General features: G+C 55.9%; 19 protein-coding genes and 1 tRNA gene. 3 read left to right on the forward strand and 17 right to left on the reverse strand.

All coding sequences use genetic code 11. The annotated features are described in order from the left end of the window. Window positions 1-83 precede the first annotated feature (83 nt). The 6 genes from ACFPM8_RS10055 to ACFPM8_RS10080 form a co-directional block, all read right to left on the reverse strand. Window positions 84-158, reverse strand: a tRNA-Val gene (locus ACFPM8_RS10055). Between the two features lie 75 nt (window positions 159-233). After that, complete coding sequence (locus tag ACFPM8_RS10060) at window positions 234-2,501, reverse strand: RelA/SpoT family protein (protein ID WP_378997370.1); 2,268 nt, start codon at window positions 2,499-2,501, stop codon at window positions 234-236. Window positions 2,502-2,520: 19 nt separating this feature from the next. Then, window positions 2,521-2,871: a RidA family protein gene (locus ACFPM8_RS10065; RefSeq protein WP_378997371.1), complete on the reverse strand. Its 351-nt coding sequence runs from the start codon at window positions 2,869-2,871 to the stop codon at window positions 2,521-2,523. A gap of 36 nt (window positions 2,872-2,907) precedes the next feature. Beyond that, on the reverse strand, window positions 2,908-3,774 hold the full coding sequence (locus tag ACFPM8_RS10070; protein WP_378997372.1) for an alpha/beta fold hydrolase: 867 nt from the start codon (window positions 3,772-3,774) through the stop codon (window positions 2,908-2,910). 237 nt (window positions 3,775-4,011) lie between these two features. Continuing rightward, complete coding sequence (locus ACFPM8_RS10075) at window positions 4,012-4,665, reverse strand: 3-oxoacid CoA-transferase subunit B (protein ID WP_378997373.1); 654 nt, start codon at window positions 4,663-4,665, stop codon at window positions 4,012-4,014. A 56-nt stretch (window positions 4,666-4,721) separates the two neighbouring features. Then, the gene (locus ACFPM8_RS10080) at window positions 4,722-5,417 is read right to left on the reverse strand and encodes a CoA transferase subunit A (RefSeq protein ID WP_378997374.1); all 696 of its coding nucleotides are present in this window, start codon (window positions 5,415-5,417) and stop codon (window positions 4,722-4,724) included. Between the two features lie 300 nt (window positions 5,418-5,717). Here ACFPM8_RS10080 and ACFPM8_RS10085 point away from each other — a divergent pair, with 300 nt between their 5' ends. After that, entirely contained in the window at window positions 5,718-6,275 is a 558-nt protein-coding gene (locus tag ACFPM8_RS10085; protein ID WP_378997375.1) for a LuxR C-terminal-related transcriptional regulator, read from the forward strand. A gap of 36 nt (window positions 6,276-6,311) precedes the next feature. On the opposite strand, the gene ACFPM8_RS10090 is transcribed toward ACFPM8_RS10085, so the two are convergent. Continuing rightward, a complete protein-coding gene (locus ACFPM8_RS10090) occupies window positions 6,312-6,728 on the reverse strand; it encodes an acyl-CoA thioesterase (RefSeq protein WP_378997376.1) in 417 nt (138 codons plus the stop codon). Window positions 6,729-6,950: 222 nt separating this feature from the next. Here ACFPM8_RS10090 and ACFPM8_RS10095 point away from each other — a divergent pair, with 222 nt between their 5' ends. Further along, the gene (locus ACFPM8_RS10095) at window positions 6,951-8,633 is read left to right on the forward strand and encodes an electron transfer flavoprotein-ubiquinone oxidoreductase (protein WP_378997377.1); all 1,683 of its coding nucleotides are present in this window, start codon (window positions 6,951-6,953) and stop codon (window positions 8,631-8,633) included. Between the two features lie 44 nt (window positions 8,634-8,677). Further along, window positions 8,678-9,529, forward strand: coding sequence for a metallophosphoesterase (locus ACFPM8_RS10100; protein ID WP_378997378.1), 852 nt, complete (start codon window positions 8,678-8,680; stop codon window positions 9,527-9,529). On the opposite strand, the gene ACFPM8_RS10105 is transcribed toward ACFPM8_RS10100, so the two are convergent. The 10 genes from ACFPM8_RS10105 to nuoG form a co-directional block, all read right to left on the reverse strand. Then, window positions 9,526-10,083 carry an NUDIX domain-containing protein gene (locus ACFPM8_RS10105; RefSeq protein WP_378997379.1) on the reverse strand — a complete coding sequence of 186 codons (558 nt, stop codon included), beginning with the start codon at window positions 10,081-10,083 and terminating at the stop codon, window positions 9,526-9,528. The two genes, ACFPM8_RS10100 and ACFPM8_RS10105, sit on opposite strands and share 4 nt — an antisense overlap. Before the next feature lie 127 nt (window positions 10,084-10,210). Beyond that, window positions 10,211-10,528, reverse strand: coding sequence for a DUF2818 family protein (locus ACFPM8_RS10110; RefSeq protein ID WP_378997381.1), 318 nt, complete (start codon window positions 10,526-10,528; stop codon window positions 10,211-10,213). Window positions 10,529-10,532: 4 nt separating this feature from the next. Continuing rightward, complete coding sequence (gene nuoN / locus ACFPM8_RS10115) at window positions 10,533-12,038, reverse strand: NADH-quinone oxidoreductase subunit NuoN (RefSeq protein WP_378997382.1); 1,506 nt, start codon at window positions 12,036-12,038, stop codon at window positions 10,533-10,535. A 62-nt stretch (window positions 12,039-12,100) separates the two neighbouring features. Continuing rightward, a complete protein-coding gene (locus ACFPM8_RS10120; RefSeq protein WP_378997383.1) occupies window positions 12,101-13,591 on the reverse strand; it encodes an NADH-quinone oxidoreductase subunit M in 1,491 nt (496 codons plus the stop codon). Between the two features lie 27 nt (window positions 13,592-13,618). Then, a complete protein-coding gene (gene nuoL, locus ACFPM8_RS10125) occupies window positions 13,619-15,658 on the reverse strand; it encodes an NADH-quinone oxidoreductase subunit L (protein ID WP_378997384.1) in 2,040 nt (679 codons plus the stop codon). An 89-nt stretch (window positions 15,659-15,747) separates the two neighbouring features. Next, window positions 15,748-16,056: an NADH-quinone oxidoreductase subunit NuoK gene (gene nuoK / locus ACFPM8_RS10130; protein WP_378997385.1), complete on the reverse strand. Its 309-nt coding sequence runs from the start codon at window positions 16,054-16,056 to the stop codon at window positions 15,748-15,750. Between the two features lie 12 nt (window positions 16,057-16,068). Then, the gene (locus ACFPM8_RS10135; protein WP_378997386.1) at window positions 16,069-16,716 is read right to left on the reverse strand and encodes an NADH-quinone oxidoreductase subunit J; all 648 of its coding nucleotides are present in this window, start codon (window positions 16,714-16,716) and stop codon (window positions 16,069-16,071) included. A gap of 175 nt (window positions 16,717-16,891) precedes the next feature. Then, the gene (nuoI, locus tag ACFPM8_RS10140) at window positions 16,892-17,380 is read right to left on the reverse strand and encodes an NADH-quinone oxidoreductase subunit NuoI (protein ID WP_378997387.1); all 489 of its coding nucleotides are present in this window, start codon (window positions 17,378-17,380) and stop codon (window positions 16,892-16,894) included. Between the two features lie 17 nt (window positions 17,381-17,397). Further along, a complete protein-coding gene (gene nuoH, locus ACFPM8_RS10145; RefSeq protein ID WP_378997452.1) occupies window positions 17,398-18,465 on the reverse strand; it encodes an NADH-quinone oxidoreductase subunit NuoH in 1,068 nt (355 codons plus the stop codon). Further along, window positions 18,465-20,807, reverse strand: a complete 2,343-nt coding sequence (nuoG, locus tag ACFPM8_RS10150) for an NADH-quinone oxidoreductase subunit NuoG (RefSeq protein WP_378997388.1) — start codon at window positions 20,805-20,807, stop codon at window positions 18,465-18,467. The genes nuoH and nuoG overlap by 1 nt, the downstream gene beginning before the upstream one ends. Window positions 20,808-20,865 lie beyond the last annotated feature (58 nt).

The following is a 20,865-nucleotide window of genomic DNA, read 5'->3' on the forward strand; positions in this document are numbered from 1 at the left end:
CTGGCTCGGACAAGCGACAACATCCCCGAAATATTCTGGGGACATCGCAAATCGTACTAAGTAATTGATTTAAAGCAGGAATTTGGTGGGAAGTACAAGTTTCGAACTTGTGACCTATCGCGTGTGAGGCGATCGCTCTACCCCTGAGCTAACCTCCCGGAGAGGCCGCTATTATTACATAAAACTTTCGGCGAATAAAGTCATGGTGATGCAGAAAACCAAGGGATTTGGAATTATTGCCGTTTGGCGTCCAACACGCCCTTCACTTCGCGTATCACAGCCAAGGCTTTCTGCAATTGCGCGGTGGAGGCGATTTCGGCGGTAAAGGCCATCCGCGCATGCGCCTTGGCGCTTTGCGTGCTGACGCCGATGACGTTGATTTTTTCGCGCAAGAAAACTTCTGAAATGTCCCGCAGCAAGCCCTGCCGGTCGCTGGCCAGCACAAAGATATCGACCGGGTAAACGGTCTCCCCCTCCGATGCGCCCCAGGTGGTCTGAATAATCCGCTCAGGCGCTTTGCTCCGCATTTCCGCAAAATTCTTGCAATTTTCACGATGGATGGAGATGCCTTTGCCGCGCGTGATGAAGCCGACAATCGGATCGGGCGGCGCCGGTTTGCAGCACTTGGCCAGTTGCGTCAGCAAGCCGTCGGTGCCGACCACCAGCACGCCCGACTTGGCGCCGTGCGCCACACTGGATGCCCGACTCTTGTGTGTAATCGCGGCTTCTTCGAGTTCGATATCGTGCTCGGCGCTCTTACTGCCATGGTCGTCATGCAGCGCCTGCTCGACGTGACGCAGACTGAATTCATCCTTGCCGAGCGACAGCAACAAATCATCCAGCTTGGCAAATGCGAGTTTGCGCGCCAGTTCTTCCAGGTTGACCGCAGTTTTGCCTTCGCGCTGCAGCGCCTTGTCCAGCAAGGCGCGACCGGTTGCCAGCGTTTCCTGTTGCTCGATAGCGTTGAACCAGGCCCGTACCTTGGAACGGGTGCGGGCGCTGGCGGCATAGCCCGGCGTCAGCCAGTCGCGCGACGGGCCGGCGGCGCCCGGGGTATTTTTCGCGGTGATGATTTCCACCGTCTGACCGTTTTTCAGCGGTGTATTCAACGGCACCATGCTGCCGTCAACCCGCGCTCCGCGGCAGCGATGGCCAATATCGGTATGCAGGTAGTAAGCAAAATCAATCGGTGTCGCGCCGTTCGGCAATTCGATCACGCGCGCTTGCGGCGTCAGCACATAGATATGGTCGCTCAGCGTTGCCTGCTTAAGCTTTTCCAGCCACTCGCGCCGGCTGTCCTGATGTTCGACGACGGCATCCACCACTTCGCTTTTCCAGGCCAGCAATTGCCGCAGCCAGGCGATTTTTTCGTCGTATTTTTGCGCCGCGAATTGAGACCCGCCGGTCTCCTTGTAACGCCAGTGAGCGGCGACGCCGTACTCGGCGAAATGATGCATGTCCTTGGTGCGAATCTGCACTTCCAGGGCCCGGTCGTCCTCGGCCAGCACCACGGTGTGCAGCGATTGATAGCCGTTTTGTTTAGGCCGCGAAATGTAATCGTCGAATTCCTTCGGGATCGGCACCCAGATGTTGTGAACAATGCCGAGCACCGTGTAGCAGGTCTTGACGTCGTCGACGATCACCCGAAAAGCGCGGACGTCATACAGCTCCGAAAAATCGAGCTCCTTGCCTTGCATCTTGTTCCAGATGCTGTAGATGTGTTTCGGTCGTCCGGATACTTCGGCCTTGATGCCGGCCGCCGCCAGTTCGCTGCGCAAGCGCGTGATGGCCGCATCGACGAAGCTTTCACGTTCGATGCGCCGCTCTTCCAGCATTTTGGCGATGCGTTTATAGCTGGCCGGATCAATGAAGCGAAACGACAGGTCTTCCAGTTCCCACTTCAATTGCCAGATGCCGAGCCGGTTGGCCAGCGGCGCATACAGATCGAGCGTCTCCCGCGCGTACTGGCGGGTAGTTTCGTTTTCCAGCTTGTTCTCGGCAAAGTAACGCAGCGCCGCCACGCGCGATGCCAATCGCACCAGCACCACCCGCATGTCGCTCGCCATCGCCAGCAACATCTTGCGCAGGGTTTCAACCTGGGTGGCGGCCTGTTGTGCGGCATTTTTACCGCGCATGACTTCCTGCGGCAGGCTGAAAGTAAAACCGTGCAGGCGCATCAATTGCCGGACACCGGCCACCAGATCGGCGATCTCCTTGCCGAAACGCTTTTCAATCGCTTCGGTATAGCTTGAGTCGAGCAGCGGCAATTCGAACAGCAATCCCGCCAGCCGGGTTTCGACATCGGTATCCAGCAACGCCAATATGCTTGCCACACATTGCGAAAAATCGAGCGTGCTCTGGCCGGTAGCAATCACATTATCGGCATAGATGGGTTCGACGAACGCCAACGCGTCCAGCACCCGAGCGCTATCTTCCGCACTCAAGCCGGTGGTGCAAAGCTGAACCTGGGTGGCGCGTTGTGTGGCAGTGAGCGAAACCATGCGATGTTTACTTTTCCAATTACTTTTGCGCAGCGACCACGATAATTTCTATCAGTATTTCCGGACGCGCCAGTTTCGCCTCGACCGTCGCCCGCGGCGGCGAATTGTCGGCGGCGACCCACTCGTCCCAGACCGCATTCATGCCGGCAAAATCCTTGATGTCGGCCAGGTAGATCTGGCATGACAGGATGTGTGCCTTGTCGCTGCCGGCTTCCGCCAGCAGACGGTCAATGTGCCCCAAGGTTTCGCGCGTCTGGCCTTCGATGTTTTGCGTGACGTCTTCGGCCAGTTGGCCTGCAAGATAGACGGTGCCGTTATGAATCGCGACTTCCGACAATCTTTTGCCGACATGTAAGCGTTTGATAGCCATGATTTTTATTTCCTTTAGAAGTGGAACAGCGACAAATCACCCGATCAGGAAATCAGCGACGATTTCGATTTGATCGGCATGCAACAGGGTTGGCGCATGGCCGACACCGGCCAGCTCCACCAGTTTGGCTTTCGGACCGCACTGCGTCATTGCCAATGCGACATCGAGCGACAGCAGGTCGGATTCGGCGCCGCGCACCAGCAAGGTGGGACAAGTGATCGAGTTATATGCCTTCCACAGCAACATTTCCGAGATCTTGAATGCTTCGCCGGTCGTCGTTTTGTATGGCATCGCCAGCCCCAGATCGTAATGACGGATCCACTGCCCCTCTTTATTCTGGCGCAGCACATCGGCCGCCAGCTTGTGCCACTCGGCATCGGTATGCTCGCCGAAGGGTGCGGAAATGGCGCGAACGTAGGCGGCGCCGTCCTCAAAAGTCGGGAACCGCATGTCGGCGCCGATATAGTCGCCGATGCGATCCAGCGCGCCTTGATTCAAGCTTGGACCGACATCGTTCAGGACCAGTTTGCGGATTGGATTTCCTTCCAATGAAGCCAGTCCGATACCGATCAGCCCTCCCATTGAAGTGCCGACCAAATCGACCGTTTCGGCATTCAGCCGGGCCAGCAATGTCACCATGTCGCTGAGGTACTGCGGCACCACATAATATTGCGGATCGCGCAGCCAACCGGAGCGTCCGCGCCCCACCACATCAGGACAAACGACCCGGTAGGTATCGCACAATGCGCGCGCCAGCTGGTCGAAATCGTCGGACACCCTGGTCAGGCCATGCAGGCATAGCAACACGTTGGGATTCTCTGGATCGCCCCACTCCTTGTAAGCCATCGTGTGCAATCCGGCGGGTGAAATACACTGGACGGTTTTGAGCGTGGGTGTGGTCATGGGTAGTAGCGGGAGTGTGCTTGCACTAAGGAATGGCTGCAAAACGATTATTTGTGTCGCTTGCAAGCAACATCTTATCGCATACGGCACTGTTCTTGCACTATACGCCAAAGATGTCGGCTTAAAAACCCGACGGCGATAGCGGCGCCCTCGTCAATTTACTGCGCTCATAAAAAAAAAAGCGCTTGAGACAAACCTCATCGGGTTTGCCTCAAGCGCGGTATGAGCTGCGAAAATTTAATGCAATTCGCTGAAATCCAGCTTGCTGCCGGTTTTCTCGATCATTTCTTGCTGGCTGACGCCGGGCGCCAACTCCAGCACTTTCAATCCTGTCGGCGTCACATCCATCACGCCCAGATCGGTGATGATGCGATTGACCACGCCGACACCGGTCAACGGCAAAGTGCAGGCATCCAGGATCTTGTGCGAAGTCGTACCGTCCTTGGCTTTGGCCACATGTTCCATCAGCACCACGACCCGGCCGACTCCGGCCACCAGATCCATCGCGCCGCCCATGCCCTTGACCAATTTGCCGGGAATCATCCAGTTCGCCAGATCGCCGTTGCTGGCAACCTGCATCGCCCCCAGCACTGCGAGATTGATTTTGCCGCCGCGAATCATCGCGAACGAATCCGCCGAGCTGAAAAACGACGATCCGGGCAATGACGTCACCGTCTGCTTGCCGGCGTTAATCAGGTCGGGATCGATCTCGCCTTCAGTCGGGAACGGGCCGATGCCGAGCAAACCGTTTTCCGATTGCAGCCAGACTTCGATGTCCTTCGGCACATAATTGGCGACCAGCGTCGGCAGGCCGATACCAAGATTGACGTAAAAGCCATCCTGCAATTCTTTTGCCGCCCGCGCGGCCATTTCATCACGAGTCCATGCCATGGTGTTCTCCGTTTTATAAGTGCTTGTAGAAGCTGTTGAATTGAATTAACAGGTTCTTATGTACGTATGGTGCGTTGTTCGATCCGCTTTTCCGGTGTCGGGTTGACCACGATACGGTGCACAAAAATGCCCGGCGTATGTACTTGATCCGGATCGATTTCACCCACCTCAACCAGATGCTCGACTTCCACCACGGTGATTTTTCCGGCCATTGCGGCGTTCGGGTTGAAATTGCGGGCGGTCTTGTTATAGACCAAGTTGCCGCTGCGGTCGGCTTTATACGCTTTGACCAACGACACATCCGACACCAGCGAACGTTCCATCACATATTTGGCGCCATCGAATTCGCGAATCTCCTTGCCTTCCGCGACAAGTGTGCCGACTCCGGTTTTTGTGAAAAAAGCGGGGATGCCGGCACCGCCGGCGCGTAGTTTTTCAGCCAATGTGCCCTGCGGCGTAAATTCCAGTTCCAGCTCGCCGGACAGATATTGACGCTCGAATTCCTTGTTCTCGCCAACGTAAGAAGCAATCATTTTCTTGATTTGACGGGTCGTCAGCAACTGTCCAAGGCCGAAATTATCGACGCCGGCATTATTGGAAATCACCGTCAGATTCTGTACCGCGGAATCGCGCAGCGCCAGGATCAGCGCCTCCGGAATTCCGCACAGTCCGAAACCGCCGACGGCAATCGTCTGGCCGTCCTTGACAATGCCAGCCAGCGCGCTGGCTGCGTCAGGATAAACTTTGTTCATTACCATCTCCTCTTTGTGTAAACTCCGACTATTGGGCGCCTCGAAAAACCTACTGCGCGACCCAATCTCGGGCCTGTGATGCTCGCCGTACCTCCGTACGGCTGCGCTTCTCAACCCGACCTTGGCCCGCTCGCTACGGTTTTTCGGAGCGCCCTATTATTGCCGTGAAGTGCGTCTGCAAGCATATGATGAAGAGTTTGATCCCACAATACCGTAAAAATACGAATTTCGAGACGCGCCCAGATCGCCGGACGAGCATGCGCCATCACGAAAATCACCAACCGGCCACTGCCTAATTCGTTGAATAACTCATTGATCGACTATCAAGCCATTTTTGCGCATGCGCCGATCGGCATGTGCGTCTCCGAGCGGCGCATCATGCAAGTCTGCAATCTGGCGTTGACGCGCATGTTCGGCTATCAGCCCGCGGAGTTGAATGGTCAGTCATTCCAGGTGCTGTATCCGACTCAGGACGAGTTTGAACGTACCGGCGCCCGCATCGTGCCGATCATGAATGCCAAAGGCTTGTATTCCGATGAACGGATCATGCGGCGCGCCAATGGCGAATTGTTCTGGTGTCATGTGACCGGCCACTCGCTGGTGCCGGACGACACCCACGCAGCCGGTATCTGGACCTTCGAGGATTTGAGCGAAAAGCGCAGCGTATCGGCAGAACTTTCGCCGCGCGAGCGGGAAATCGCTGCCTTGCTGGTGGAGGGGAAGACCAGCAAGCTGATCGGCAAGCAGATCGGCCTGAGCCCGCGCACGGTGGAAATGCATAGAGCCAATCTGATGAAGAAATTTGCTGCGGCGACCTCCAGCGAACTGGTGCACCGCTTGCTCGGCGTCAGGCAATAAGGCGGCTTTAAACACCGCAGCCCCTGCAGCTAGCTATTACTCTGCGGAATAATTGTTCAGCAATTGACGCACATCGTCCGGCAACGGCACTGATTTTTCCAGCTTGAAGTCGACCCATACGATTTTCGCCGAGCCTTCTGCAAAAACCGCGTCGGGCGCATCGACCCGGCAGATTTCATAAGTGGTCTCGAAACTGGAACGACCAACTGCGCCTATGTAAGAACGGACTTCGATGTCCCCCGGATATTTCAACTGACGCAAAAAACTGCATTGCGCATTGATCAGCACCGGTCCCTGCTGGGAATCAAAGGTGCCGCCAATCAGGTGCAGCCATTCGATCCGCGCTTGCTCCATGTACCTGAAATAAACGGTGTTGTTGACATGCCCGAGCGCGTCCATGTCGCCCCATCGAATTGCCATACGACTGCTATGGACGAGTTTCTTCGTTTCCATTATTTCAATTTTCCCGAACCAAAAATATTGGGGTTTTCATCAGAATAAATTCCCGATTTACGCCCCTGCCTCAACTACACTGTTTGATCGCGACAGCTGCCTTGAGCACGAGGCGCCAAAGTGCGAGGAACAATACTAACCGCCGACGAAACCTAGCATTCTGCCGCAAAATCCCCGACAATTAGCACATTCGTTCGAAAATTAAATATAGGTAAAGAGACCATGACCCCAACCCAGACGCAGAACTTCCTAGAGCAATACGGCCCGCGAGAAGCGATGGAATATGACGTGGTGGTGGTCGGTGGCGGGCCGGCCGGATTGGCCGCTGCGATCCGGCTGAAACAATTGGCGGCAGAAAAAGGAAAGGAAGTTTCGGTCTGCGTGCTGGAAAAAGGCAGCGAGGTCGGCGCCCACATCCTGTCCGGCGCCGTGATGGATCCGCAGGCGATCACCGAGCTGTTCCCCAACTGGAAAGAGTTGGGCGCACCATTGAACACCGAAGTCAGCGAAGACCGTTTCCTGTTCCTGACCGCGACCAAAGCCTACAAGACGCCTAACTGGATGCTGCCTTCCTGCTTCCAGAATCACGGCAATTATGTGATCTCGCTGGCAAACGTCGTACGTTGGCTGGGACAGCAAGCCGAAGCGCTTGGCGTAGAAATCTTCCCTGGCTTTCCGGCTGCCGAAGTGCTGTATAACGAAGACGGCTCGGTCAAGGGCGTCGCCACCGGCAATATGGGCGTCGACCGGCATGGACAGCCGACGGACGCGTTCCAGCTCGGGATGGAATTGCATGCCAAATACACCTTGTTCGCGGAAGGTTCGCGCGGTCACCTGGGCAAGCAAGTCATCGCCAAATTCGATCTGAACAAGGGCAAAGACCCGCAAACCTACGGCATCGGCATCAAGGAATTATGGGAAATCGATCCGGCGCTGCATAAACCCGGCCTGGTCATCCACACCGCCGGCTGGCCGCTGGATACCCAGACTTACGGCGGCTCGTTCCTGTATCACCTGGAAAACAACCAGGTCGCGGTCGGTTACGTGGTCGGCCTCTCGTACGAGAATCCCTACCTGTCGCCGTACGAAGAATTCCAGCGCTACAAGACCCACCCGGAAATCCGCAAATTCTTTGAAGGCGGCAAACGCATTTCCTACGGCGCGCGCGCAATTACCGCCGGCGGTCTGCAGTCGCTGCCCAAGCTGACCTTTGCCGGCGGCGCGCTGATCGGCTGCGATGCCGGATTCCTGAACGCCAGCCGCATCAAAGGTAGTCACGCCGCGATCAAAAGCGGCATGCTAGCCGCAGACGCCGCTTTCGATGCCCTCGGCAATAGCCGCCAGCATGACGAACTGAGCGCCTACGGCCAGGCATTCGAACAATCCTGGCTGCATCAGGAATTGCACAAAGCGCGCAATTTCAAGCCATGGATGAGCAAGGGGCTGTATCTCGGCACGCTGATGGTGGGCATCGATCAAGTGGTATTCGGCGGCAAGGCGCCGTGGACGCTGCATCACACCCATGCCGACCATGAATGCCTGAAACCGGCCGCCAATTATTCGCCGATCAAGTATCCGAAACCGGATGGCAAGCTGACTTTCGATCGTCTGTCGTCGGTGTTCATATCGAACACCAATCACGCCGAAGACCAGCCTATCCACCTGACGCTGAAAGATCCAAACGTACCGGTGAATATCAACCTGGAGAAGTACGCCGGACCGGAAACACGCTACTGCCCTGCCGGCGTCTACGAATTCGTCACCAACGAAGACAATACCGAGCGCCTGCAAATCAATGCGCAGAACTGCGTGCATTGCAAAACCTGCGACATCAAGGATCCGACGCAGAATATTGTGTGGGTGACGCCTGAAGGCGGCGGCGGTCCGAATTATCCGAACATGTAATCAAACTCAAAGGCTGCGTATGCAGCCTTTCTTATTTTGGCTCGATGACAAACTGGCGCGGAAAACACAACTATCTTGCTCGCCGCGTGGGCGAAAGAGCGCTCGACCGGCTTTTACTCGGCGGCTGGTTCGCGAAGTGGAGCTATCGGTTTGGCTTGCACGGCAAGCTGGGCGTGACGCACTATGCAGTGGAATTAGCGCCGCACAAAAAATTGTCGACGCCGCTGAAAATCGCTTTTGCGTCCGACTTCCATGCCGGCCCCACTACGCATCCGCAAATCTTTGACGACCTTTTCGACGAAATTGATCGTCAACAAGCGGACCTGCTGTTACTTGGCGGAGATTTCGTGTCGTGCCAGGCCCGCTACACAGAGGAGTTCAGCGCACGGCTCAGTTGCCTCAATCCGCGCTTCGGAAAGTACGCGGTATTGGGCAATCACGATTTATGGGTGAGTGAAGTTGAGCTATCAAAAGCCTTGAAGGAAGCTGGCGTAGAGGTGCTGATCAACCAAAACTGCGCGTTGCCCGCCCCCTATGATTCGGTCTCGATTTGCGGTCTGGACGACCCTTGGACCGGCACCCCGGACCCGCACCAGACTTTTCACAATGCGGGTGAAGTGCGAATACTTTTAATGCATGCACCCGACGGATTACTGCTGCTGGATGGCCATTGCTTCGACTTCAGCCTGGCAGGCCACACGCATGGCGGACAGGTAGCGCTGGCGGACGGGACGCCGATAGTCGTGCCGCACGGGCCGCTTTGCAGGAAATATTGGTTTGGACGACATGCAATAGAAAACAACGGCAGCCTGATCGTCAGCCGCGGGATCGGATGCAGTACCTTGCCTATCCGGTTAAATGCCGATCCGGAGTTGGTGATCTGTACTGTCAGCTAGGGCAGTTGCCAATTGCCGGACAATATTTTCTCCAGCCAGAAGGTCCCGATCACCGTCTTGACGTCGGTAATCTTCCCTTCCCTGACCCAGGCCAGCACCTCTTCCAACGGCGCTTTGAAGACATCCAGGAATTCGCCTTCATCAAGTTGGCTATCCCCCGCAACCAGGCCGCGCGCCAGGTAAATTTCCAGATGCTCATCGGCATAGGCAATCGCATTGTGAATCGTGCAGACATGTTGCCAGTCGCTGGCGGTATAGCCGGTTTCTTCCTGCAGCTCACGTTTGGCACACGCCAAATGATCTTCGCCGGCATCGATTTTACCGGCGGGGAATTCGATGAACACGCGCTCCAGAGGATAACGATATTGCCGCTCAAGCAGCACCGTGCCGTCTTCAAACACCGGCAAAATCACCACCGCGCCGGGATGCTTGATGTATTCACGCGTCGCAGCCTTACCATTCGGTAACGCAACCGTATCGCGCTGCACCTTGAGAAAATGGCCGTCGTAAGCCAAGGCGCTATCGATCTGGGTTTCTTTCAGGTGGCGATCCATGCGGACACTCCGGGCAAGTTGTGAAGGGAAGCGATGATGCTGGCGGTCAGGAGAGTTGAATCCTAGCAGCCCGTCGAGTGGCGCTTAAAGAATTCGGATAGGGAGAAAAGCGGTTCAGCGATAACAATCAGCGATGCTTCTTTTTCAGATAGCGCAACACGTAACCAGGGTAGGCAAACACCAGAAACATGCAGCCGGTAACCGCATAAAATTGCCAGCCCTGAGCAAAGGCATTGCCGATCTTCGATTCCAGGGCATAGCCAATCGCACCGACTATTGCGTACATGACCAACAATTCCAGCAAGCGCAACCAGATCGGCTTTGTCGCTGCCTGTTCGCCTGACTTGAGGGGAATCAAGGCAAACAGGCGTTCGTTAAGGAAAGGCAAGTTGGCGGCGAACAGCGCCAACAGGATCACAAACAAACTGGAAAATGAGACGTTCACCAGATTAGGAAACTACTCGGGCCAGGAACGAGGTCATGGTGCGGACGATCGCCGCCGCAGTTGCATTCATCAGCAAGCCAGGCCACAGACCCAATACCAATACCGCCAATCCATTCAAGCTAAGCAGGACGCGCACATCGGCATGCGCCACGATCTTGGCGCTATCTTGCGGCTCGTCGAAATACATCAGCTTGATAACGCGCAAGTAATAATATGCGCCGATCAATGAGAACAGCACCGCGACCACCGCCAGCCAGATTTGATGGCTGCCGAGCACCGCCTGCAACACCGACAATTTGGCGTAAAAGCCCATCAGCGGTGGAATCCCTGCCAGCGACAGCATCAGGACCAGCATCACGCCCGCGAACCATGGGCTGCGTTGATTCAAGCCCTTGAAGTCTTCCAGGTTTTCCGCCTCGAAGCCGGAGCGTGCCAGCAGCATGATGACGCCGAAAGTGCCCAATGTCGTCATGACATAGGTGATCGAATAAAACATGGCGGAGCTATAGGCATTGGCTGCCGAGTACAGATTGCCGTCGACGACGCCGGCCAGCAAGCCGAGCAGCATGAAGCCCATATGCGAAATGGTCGAGTACGCCAGCATCCGCTTGATATTGGTTTGTGCAATCGCGGTGATGTTACCGATCGCCATCGACAGCACTGCCAACACCGTCAACATTTGTTGCCAGTCGAACGCCAGCGGCAACAAGCCCTCGATCAGCAAGCGGAAGCAGATGGCAAAGGCAGCCAGCTTAGGCGCGCCGCCAAGCAACAAGGTGACGGAAGTCGGTGCGCCCTGGTAGACGTCGGGAATCCACATATGAAATGGCACCACGCCTAATTTGAACGCCAGACCGGCAACCACGAATACCACGCCGAACACCAGTACCGTCGGATTGACGCCGCCGGATGCCGCTACGCGAGTTACTTCAATCAGATCGAGCGAACCGGTCGCGCCATACAACATCGACATGCCGTACAACAGGAAGCCGGACGCCATCGCACCCAAGGCAAAATATTTCATCGCCGCTTCGGTGGCAACCGCGTTGTCGCGACGCAATGCAACCAATGCATACAGCGACAACGACATCAATTCCAGACCGAGGTAGATGCTGAGGAAGTTACTGCCGGAGATCATCACCATCTGACCGAGCAGTGCGAACAGCGCCAGCGCGTAAAATTCGCCGCCCAGATGCGCGCCCACCATGCCACGCTCGCTGACGTAGCGGCGCGAATAGACCAGGGTCATGCCGACGGCCGCATAAGAAACCAGTTTCAGCAAATCGCTCAACGGATCCGACACGAACATGTTGTGGAAGGTATAGACGGTTTCTCCGGCGTTGAAAGAACCCAGCGTCAACGCGAAACACACAGCCAGCACTGCCAGCGACAGATAGTAAGTGATGTGCCGTTTGGCATCCGCAACGAACATATCGATCAGCAAGACGGCGGAGGTCGCAATCAGCAGAAAGATTTCCGGATAAACAGGGATCAGATTCATGTTATTCATTTATTTGCCGCTTATTTTTGTGCACTTGCTTGCTGCCGCATTGCACTCGTGTTCGGTTCAACTCAATTTAACTTTGTGATGGCAACCTGCTTCAGCAGGTCTGTTACCGACACTTGCATCGCATCGGTGAACGGCGCCGGATACACACCCATCACGATGACTGCAATCGCTAGCACGCCCAGGATCAGGAACTCACGCTTGTTGAGATCCAGCATTTCCTTGACATGGTGATTAGTGATCTCGCCAAACACCACCCGCTTGACCAGCCATAAGGAATACGCTGCGCCCAGGATCAATGCGGTGGCAGCCAGCAAGCCGATCCAGAAATTGAACTTGACCGCGCCCAGAATCACCATGAACTCGCCGACAAAACCGGAAGTCGCCGGCAAGCCGCAATTGGCCAACGAAAACAATACGAACAATGTCGCAAAACGCGGCATCACGTGGACCAGGCCGCCGTACTCGGCGATCTGACGGGTGTGCAAACGGTCGTACATCACGCCGATGCACAGAAACATCGCGCCGGAGACAAAGCCGTGTGAAATCATTTGCGCGATACCGCCCTGCACGCCGATGTCATTGAAGATAAAGAAGCCGAGAGTGGCAAAGCCCATATGCGCAATCGACGAATACGCAACCAGTTTCTTCATGTCGGTTTGGACCAGGGCCACAAAGCCGATGTAAATCACCGCGATCAGCGACAGCGTAATCATGAAGCCTGACAGGTAGTGGCTCGCATCTGGCGTGATCGGCAGCGAGAAGCGCAGGAAACCGTAACCGCCCAGCTTCAGCATGATCGCCGCCAGCACCACCGAACCGCCGGTTGGCGCTTCGACGTGTGCATCCGGCAACCAGGTATGCACCGGCCACATCGGCACCTTAACTGCAAACGCAAACAGGAACGCCAGGAAAATCAGGATCTGCGCCGTCATCGTCAGCGGCATCTGATGCCAGCTCTGAATATCAAAGCTGCCGCCCGATTCAAAGTACAGGTACAGCAAAGCAACCAGCATCAGCAGCGAGCCCATCAGCGTGTACAGGAAGAACTTGACCGCAGCATAAACACGGTTAGCTCCGCCCCAGACGCCGACGATGATGAACATCGGAATCAGCGTCGCTTCGAAGAACACGTAGAACAACATACCGTCGAGTGCGCAAAAGACGCCGATCATCAAGCCCGACAGGATCAGGAACGCGCCCATATATTGGGCAACCTTCTTTTCGATGACTTGCCAGGCAGCGATCACCACCAGCACCGTGATCAGCGCCGTCAATGGGATGAACCACAGCGAAATGCCGTCAATACCCAAAAAGTAATTGATGTTGAAGCGGTCGATCCAGGGTGCTTTTTCGACAAACTGAAAGCCGTGGGCAGCGTTATCGAAATGCTGCACCAGCGGCAGCGTGGCCGCAAAACTGACCAGCGAGCCAAACAAGGAAAGCCAGCGCACCAAAGTAGGATTATCGTCGCGGCCAATTGCCAGGACGAGCACACCGAACGCGACCGGGCACCAGATCGCGAGACTGAGAAGAGGGAAAGTTGACTGCATCATGGTTGTTATTTACTTTGCTTAGCCAACTTACTTGGCAAACGGAGACGGCATGAACCAAACCAGGAAACCCAGCACCCCGACAATCATCACAAACGCATAGTGATAGATATATCCGGACTGCCAGAGACGGGTAATTTTCGAGAACCAGCTGACTGCCTTGGCGCTGCCATTGACAATCAAACCATCGATCAGGCTGCGGTCGCCGACGTTCCACAAGCCGCGGCCCAGCAAACGGGCGCCACCGGCAAAGACCACATCGTTGAATTTATCCATATAGTATTTGTTGTCGAGCAGCGCAAAGATCGGGCTGAATTTCTGCTTGATCGCTGCCGGCACGCGTGGATTGACCATATAGAAATAGTACGCAGCCGCCACCCCCGCGATTGCCAGCCACAGCGGCGCCGAACTCAGCGCATGCACCACCATCGTGACCGGGTCATGGAATTCATTGCGCAATTCTTCCATCGCGTGATGGGCTTCGTTGACCGCAATCACATCGGTGAAAAAGCTGCCGTACAGCATAGGCTTGATCGCGAAGAAACCGATGACCGCAGAAGGAATCGCCAGCAGAACCAGCGGCAAGGTCACCACCCAAGGCGACTCGTGCGGCTTTTGCCCTGGCGCCAGGCCGTGATGGCCGTGGTCTTCTTCCACCTCATGATGAGCATCATGGTGATCGTGATGTTTGCCGAACTGCTCTTCGCCATGGAACACCATGAAGTACATGCGGAACGAATAGAAGGCCGTGACAAACACGCCTGCCAACACTGCGAAATAAGCAAACCCGGCGCCAAACAGATGGGTAGCATGGACCGCTTCGATAATGCTGTCCTTCGAATAAAAACCGGAGAAGAACGGCGTACCGATCAAGGCCAGCGAACCGATCAGCGAAGTGATCCAGGTAATCGGCATGTATTTGCGCAGACCGCCCATATTGCGCATGTCTTGATCGTGGTGCATGCCGATGATCACCGAGCCGGCGCCAAGGAACAGCAAGGCTTTGAAGAAAGCATGCGTCATCAGGTGGAATACCGCAACCGAATAAGCCGACGCGCCCAGCGCCACGGTCATGTAGCCCAGCTGCGACAATGTGGAATACGCAACCACGCGCTTGATATCGGTCTGGACGATGCCCAGGAAGCCCATGAACAGCGCGGTGATCGCGCCGATGATCATAATGAACGACAACGCGGTGTCCGACAGCTCAAACAACGGCGACATGCGCGACACCATGAAAATACCGGCGGTCACCATGGTCGCAGCGTGGATCAGTGCGGAAATCGGAGTTGGGCCTTCCATCGAATCGGGCAGCCAGACGTGCAGCGGAAACTGCGCCGATTTACCCATCGCACCGATGAACAGGCAGATACAGGCCACGGTCAGCAGCATCCAGTCGCTGCCAGGCAAGGTCAATTGGGCCAGCGCACCTTTTTGCGCGAACACTTCGGCGTAATTCATCGAACCCGAATAAGCCAGCAACAAACCGATACCGAGGATGAAGCCGAAGTCGCCGACACGGTTGACCAGGAAGGCTTTCATGTTGGCGAAAATCGCTGTCGGCCGGGTGTACCAGAAGCCGATCAGCAAATACGAGACCAAGCCCACAGCTTCCCAACCGAAGAACAATTGCAGGAAGTTGTTGCTCATGACCAGCATCAGCATCGAGAACGTGAACAGCGAGATATATGAGAAGAAGCGGTTGTAGCCCTCATCCTCTTGCATGTAGCCGATCGTATAGATATGCACCATCAGCGACACAAAGGTCACCACGCACATCATCATCGCGGTCAGGCTGTCGACCAGAAAGCCGATTTCCAGCTTGATGCCGCCGACCGTCATCCAGGTGTACAGGGTGCCGTTAAACGAGGCGCCGTCTAGCACCGCCAGCAAGGTTTGCATGGAGATGATGAAAGCGACCAGCACGCCGAGGATGGTGACCGTGTGCGAAGTCTTGCGACCGATCAGGTTACCGAAGAATTTGGTACCGAATAAACCTGCGATCGCCGCACCAGCCAATGGTGCCAGCGGTACAGCAAGAAGTAATTGTGGGTTAAGTTGCCCCGCCATGATGAACCTTATCTTTATCCGTTATTCGTTGTCTACGTTGTTCTTTACCTGCTTGTTCCAAAGGCATCCGCCTCTGGAATAAGCATCACTTAGCCTTTGAGACTGTCCAGGTCTTCCACATTGATGGTGTCCAGATTACGGAACAGCGCCACCAGAATGGCCAGACCGATCGCCGATTCGGCAGCGGCCACGGTCAGGATAAAGAAAACGAAAATCTGTCCAGCTGCATCACCCAGGTAATACGAAAAGGCGATGAAGTTCATATTGACAGCCAGCAGTATCAATTCAATTGCCATCAGCAAGACGATCAGGTTTTTCCGATTCAGGAAAATGCCGACGATCCCGATCGCGAACAGGATCGCGCCAAGGATCAGATAATGTGCGAGCGATAATGCCATGATGCGTCCCTCTTATTTTTGTTGGGCCGCTGGCGCAGCTGGGTTAACCGATGGAACCGACTCGACTTTGGCTTCGGCAGGCATCTTGACAATCCGAACCCGGTCGGTGCTCTTGACCTTGACTGCATCGGACGCGGAGAAATATTTGGTGTCTTTACGACGACGCAAGGTCAGCGCGACTGCAGCGACGATCGCCACCAGCAAAATCACCGCAGCAATTTCGAATGCATAGACATACTGGGTGTAGATCAGCTTGCCCAGCTCTTTGGTATTGCCGATGTTGGCCGAAACCGCCGGGATATCTGCATCCGAGCCTTGAAAGCCATGAAATATCACTCCGGCCATTTCCACCACGATCAGCGTACCGACCGTCGCCGCCAGCGGGAAGTACCCCCAGAAGCCGTCTCGCATCTTGTCCAGATTAATATCCAGCATCATCACCACGAACAAGAACAGCACCATCACCGCGCCGACGTAGACCAGCACCAGCACGATCGACAAAAACTCGGCTTTCAGCAGCATCCAGATGCCGGCTGCGGAGAAGAACGACAGCACCAGGAACAAGGCGGCATGCACCGAATTGCGTGCTGTGATAACGCGTAATGCGGCGATGACCAGCACCACCGAAAACGCGTAGAACAAGAATGTCTTGAATTCCATAATGACCTATAACAAATTGTGAAAGTCAGCTATTTGCGGGACAGAGTTTAAGAGGCGCCGCCGCGCGCCGAATTACTCTGTCCCCAACTGACTAAACAAAAACGGCTAAATTGCAAAGAGTCGTTGCAAGGTAGGCATTGGGATCGCATCACCATACCCACCTTATTTACAATAATTAACGGTACGCAGCATCCGCCGCACGCGCCGCCGCAATCTCAGGCTCGTAGCGGTCACCAACTGCCAGCAACATTTCCTTGGTGTAGTACAGGTCGCCGCGCTTTTCGCCGTGGTATTCCAGGATATGGGTCTCGACGATCGAGTCGACCGGGCAGGATTCTTCGCAGAACCCGCAGAAAATGCACTTGGTCAGGTCGATGTCGTAGCGTGTGGTACGACGGGAACCGTCGGCACGCTGTTCCGATTCGATCGTGATTGCCATCGCCGGGCAAACCGCTTCGCACAATTTACAGGCGATGCAGCGTTCTTCGCCGTTCGGATAGCGACGCAGCGCATGCAAACCGCGAAAGCGCGGCGACATCGGCGTCTTCTCTTCCGGATACAGCACCGTAATCTTGCGTGCAAACAGGTAGCGGCCGGTCAGCCGCAAACCCTTGAGCAACTCCAGCAGCATCAAGCTACCGAAAAAATCCTTGATCGCGTTCATTTACACTAACCTTCCCATTACTTCCAGATATTCCATGGACTTTGGATCCATGCAGCGACGATCACCAGGTAGGCGAGCACCAGCGGGATAAATACTTTCCAGCCCAGACGCATGATCTGGTCGTAGCGATAACGTGGGAACGATGCACGCACCCAGATGAATATCGAGACCATGAAGAACGTCTTGGCGCCGAGCCAGATCCAGCCCGGGACCCAGTCCAGGAAGGACACCGGCGAGGCCCAGCCACCCAGGAACATCAAGGTTGCCAGGATCGAGATCAAGATCATGTTGGCGTATTCGGCCAGGAAGAACATCGCGAACGACATGCCCGAGTATTCGATCATGTGACCGGCCACGATTTCCGACTCGCCTTCAACCACGTCAAATGGATGACGGTTGGTTTCGGCAATACCCGAGATAAAGTAGATGACGAAAATCGGCAGCAGCGACAACCAGTTCCAGGACAGGAATCCCAGGCCGTGGTCATAGAAGTAGCCCTTGCTTTGCCCCATCACGATATCGGTCAGGTTCAGGCTGCCGGACACCATCAGCACCACGACCAGCGCGAAGCCCATCGAGATCTCGTAGGAAACCATCTGCGCCGAGGCGCGCATCGCACCGAGGAATGCATACTTGGAGTTGGAGGCCCAGCCGGCGATGATCACGCCGTAGACTTCCATCGAAGTGATTGCCATCACGAACAACAAGCCGGCATTCACATTGGCCAGCACCGTTTCCGGACCGAACGGCACCACCGCCCATGCGGCCAGAGCCGGCATGATGGTCATGATAGGTGCGATGAAAAACAGGACTTTGTTGGCACGCGCCGGTGTTGTCACTTCTTTCAACAGCAGCTTGAGCGCGTCGGCGATCGGTTGTAACAGCCCGGCCGGACCCACCCGGTTCGGTCCCAGACGGATATGCATCCAGCCGATCAGCTTGCGTTCCCAGTAGGTCAGGTAGGCCACGCACAGCAGCAGCGGCACCACCACGATGACGATCTTGACGACGTTCCAGATCAGCGGCCAGATAGCACCGAAGAAGTCCAGACCAAGCGCATTGATGGTCGCGATGAAATGAGCCATCATGCTTTCTCCACTACGATAGAACCAAACATTGCGCCCAGTGCCGCGGTCGACGCATGCGCCGCGGCGACACGCACCACGTTATCCGGCAACTGACGATCAATCGCGGCAAGCAGCTGCGCTGCGCCCTGCCCTTGCTTGACATTGACGCGGTCGCCGTGGGCGACGCCCAATTTCTCAGCCAGCACTGCCGACAACCAGGCCTGCGGCGCTTGTCCGTCGACAGTGTCCTGGAGCGACGGCGCGCGACGAACCACGGCGTCGGTAAAGTAAATAGGCACATCGGCAATCCGTTCCAGCGCGCCGTTGGCCACTTGGGATACGTTTTGCGGTTGCAGATCGGACAGATTATTCAAGCGCGCTTGCAAATTGGCTTCAGCGACATTATCGGTACCCAATACTTCGGCGCGAATCGCTTCCGAAGTGTCGTAATCGAAGCCAGGCAAGCTCAGCAAATTGCCGAGCACACGCAATACTTTCCATGCCGGACGTGCATCGCCCAGCGGCTTGACAGTGCCGTTGAAGCTTTGCGCACGACCTTCGCAATTGACGAAAGTACCGGAGGTTTCGGTAAATGGGGCAATCGGCAACAACACGTCGGCATAGTCGCTACCGTGTTTATAGGCCGACAGCGCCACCACCATCTCGGCTTGATTCAGTGCAGCGCGCGCCTGTTGCGGATCGAAACTATCGAATTCCGGCTCGGCGTTCAGCAATACATAAGCCTTGCGCGGTTGCGCGAACAGCTGCTGCGCGTTGGCGCCCTTGCCGGCGGTTGGCACCGCGTTCGCAAGGTAGCCGCCGACGGTGTTGCCGGCTTCGGTCAGGTAGCCGAACTTGGCATCGGTTTGCTGTGCGATCCATTGCGCCAGCGCGTGCAATTGCGACGCTTGCGGATGTTGTGCGGCAGCGTTGCCGAGCAACACGGCTTTGGCATCGCCCGACAGCAGGCTGGCGGCGGTTTGCTTGGCAGCCGCCGATGGCACGACCTGTTCGAAACCTGCCGGAGCAGCAACGCTCTTGGCTTGCGCCACGGCCACAGCTACCTCGCCCAAAGCAGCCAGCCAGGCCGAAGGCGCCGCAATCATCTTGTTAGCAACCGGCATCAGCAAATCGTCGTCGGTCGCGTGCAGGATGCTCAGCTTGCCGCCGCGCTTGACGCTCAAACGCAGACGTGCCGACAACAGCGGATGATCCTTGCGCAGGAACGAGCCGATGATGAAGGCACGGTCCAGTTGCGCAAATTCATTGATCGACATGCCAAGCCACGGCGTGACCTTGCCATCCAGTGCAAAGTCCGATTGACGCAGGCGGAAATCGACGTTCTCGGAGCCCAGGCCGCGCACCACTTTTTGCAGCAGCGACAGTTCTTCCAATGTCGAATACGGCGTACCCAGCGCAGCAATCGCGTCGGCGCCGTGCTCGTGGCGGATGTTACGCAAACCATGGGCGACGTATTCCAGCGCGGTTTGCCATTCGACTTCCTGCCATTTGCCGTCTTGCTTCAACATCGGCTTGGTCAAGCGCTCGGCGCTGTTCAAACCTTCGTAGGCGAAACGATCCTTGTCGGACAGCCAGCATTCGTTGACATCGTTATTTTCCAGCGGCAATACGCGCATCACTTTGCCGGCTTTGACCTGAACCACCAGGTTGGCGCCAAGGCCGTCATGCGGGCTGACCGACTTGCGGCGCGACAGTTCCCAGGTACGGGCGCTGTAACGGAACGGCTTCGAGGTCAGTGCGCCGACCGGGCACAGATCGATCATGTTGCCGGACAGTTCGGAGTTGACGGTCTTGCCGACGAAGGTAGTGATCTCGGAATGCTCACCGCGACCGACCATGCCGAATTCCATCACGCCGGCGATTTCCTGACCGAAGCGAACGCAGCGGGTGCATTGGATGCAACGGCTCATTTCCTGCATCGAGATCAGCGGGCCGGCATCTTTCGGTGCCACCACGCGCTTTTCTTCTTCGTAGCGGGAAGACGATTTACCGTAGCCAACCGCCAGGTCCTGCAATTGGCATTCGCCGCCCTGATCGCAGATCGGGCAATCGAGCGGATGATTGATCAACAGGAATTCCATCACGCTCTTTTGCGCGGTGACGGCCTTGTCGCTGCTGGTGCGCACGATCATGCCCGCGGTCACCGGCGTGGCGCAGGCAGGCAGGGCCTTAGGCGCTTTTTCCACCTCGACCAGGCACATGCGGCAATTGGCCGCGATGGAGAGTTTTTTGTGATAGCAAAAATGGGGAATGTAAGTGCCAATCTTGTTGGCAGCATCCATTACCATGCTGCCCTCTTGGACTTCCACTTTCTTGCCGTCTATTTCGATTTCAACCATGGCTTTTACTTTTCTTGCCTAAGCATTCTTGGTTACGCAGTCACTGATGCAAATGATT

It is taken from the genome of Paraherbaspirillum soli (assembly GCF_042654985.1).
In the GTDB taxonomy this organism is placed as follows: domain Bacteria; phylum Pseudomonadota; class Gammaproteobacteria; order Burkholderiales; family Burkholderiaceae_D; genus Paraherbaspirillum; species Paraherbaspirillum soli.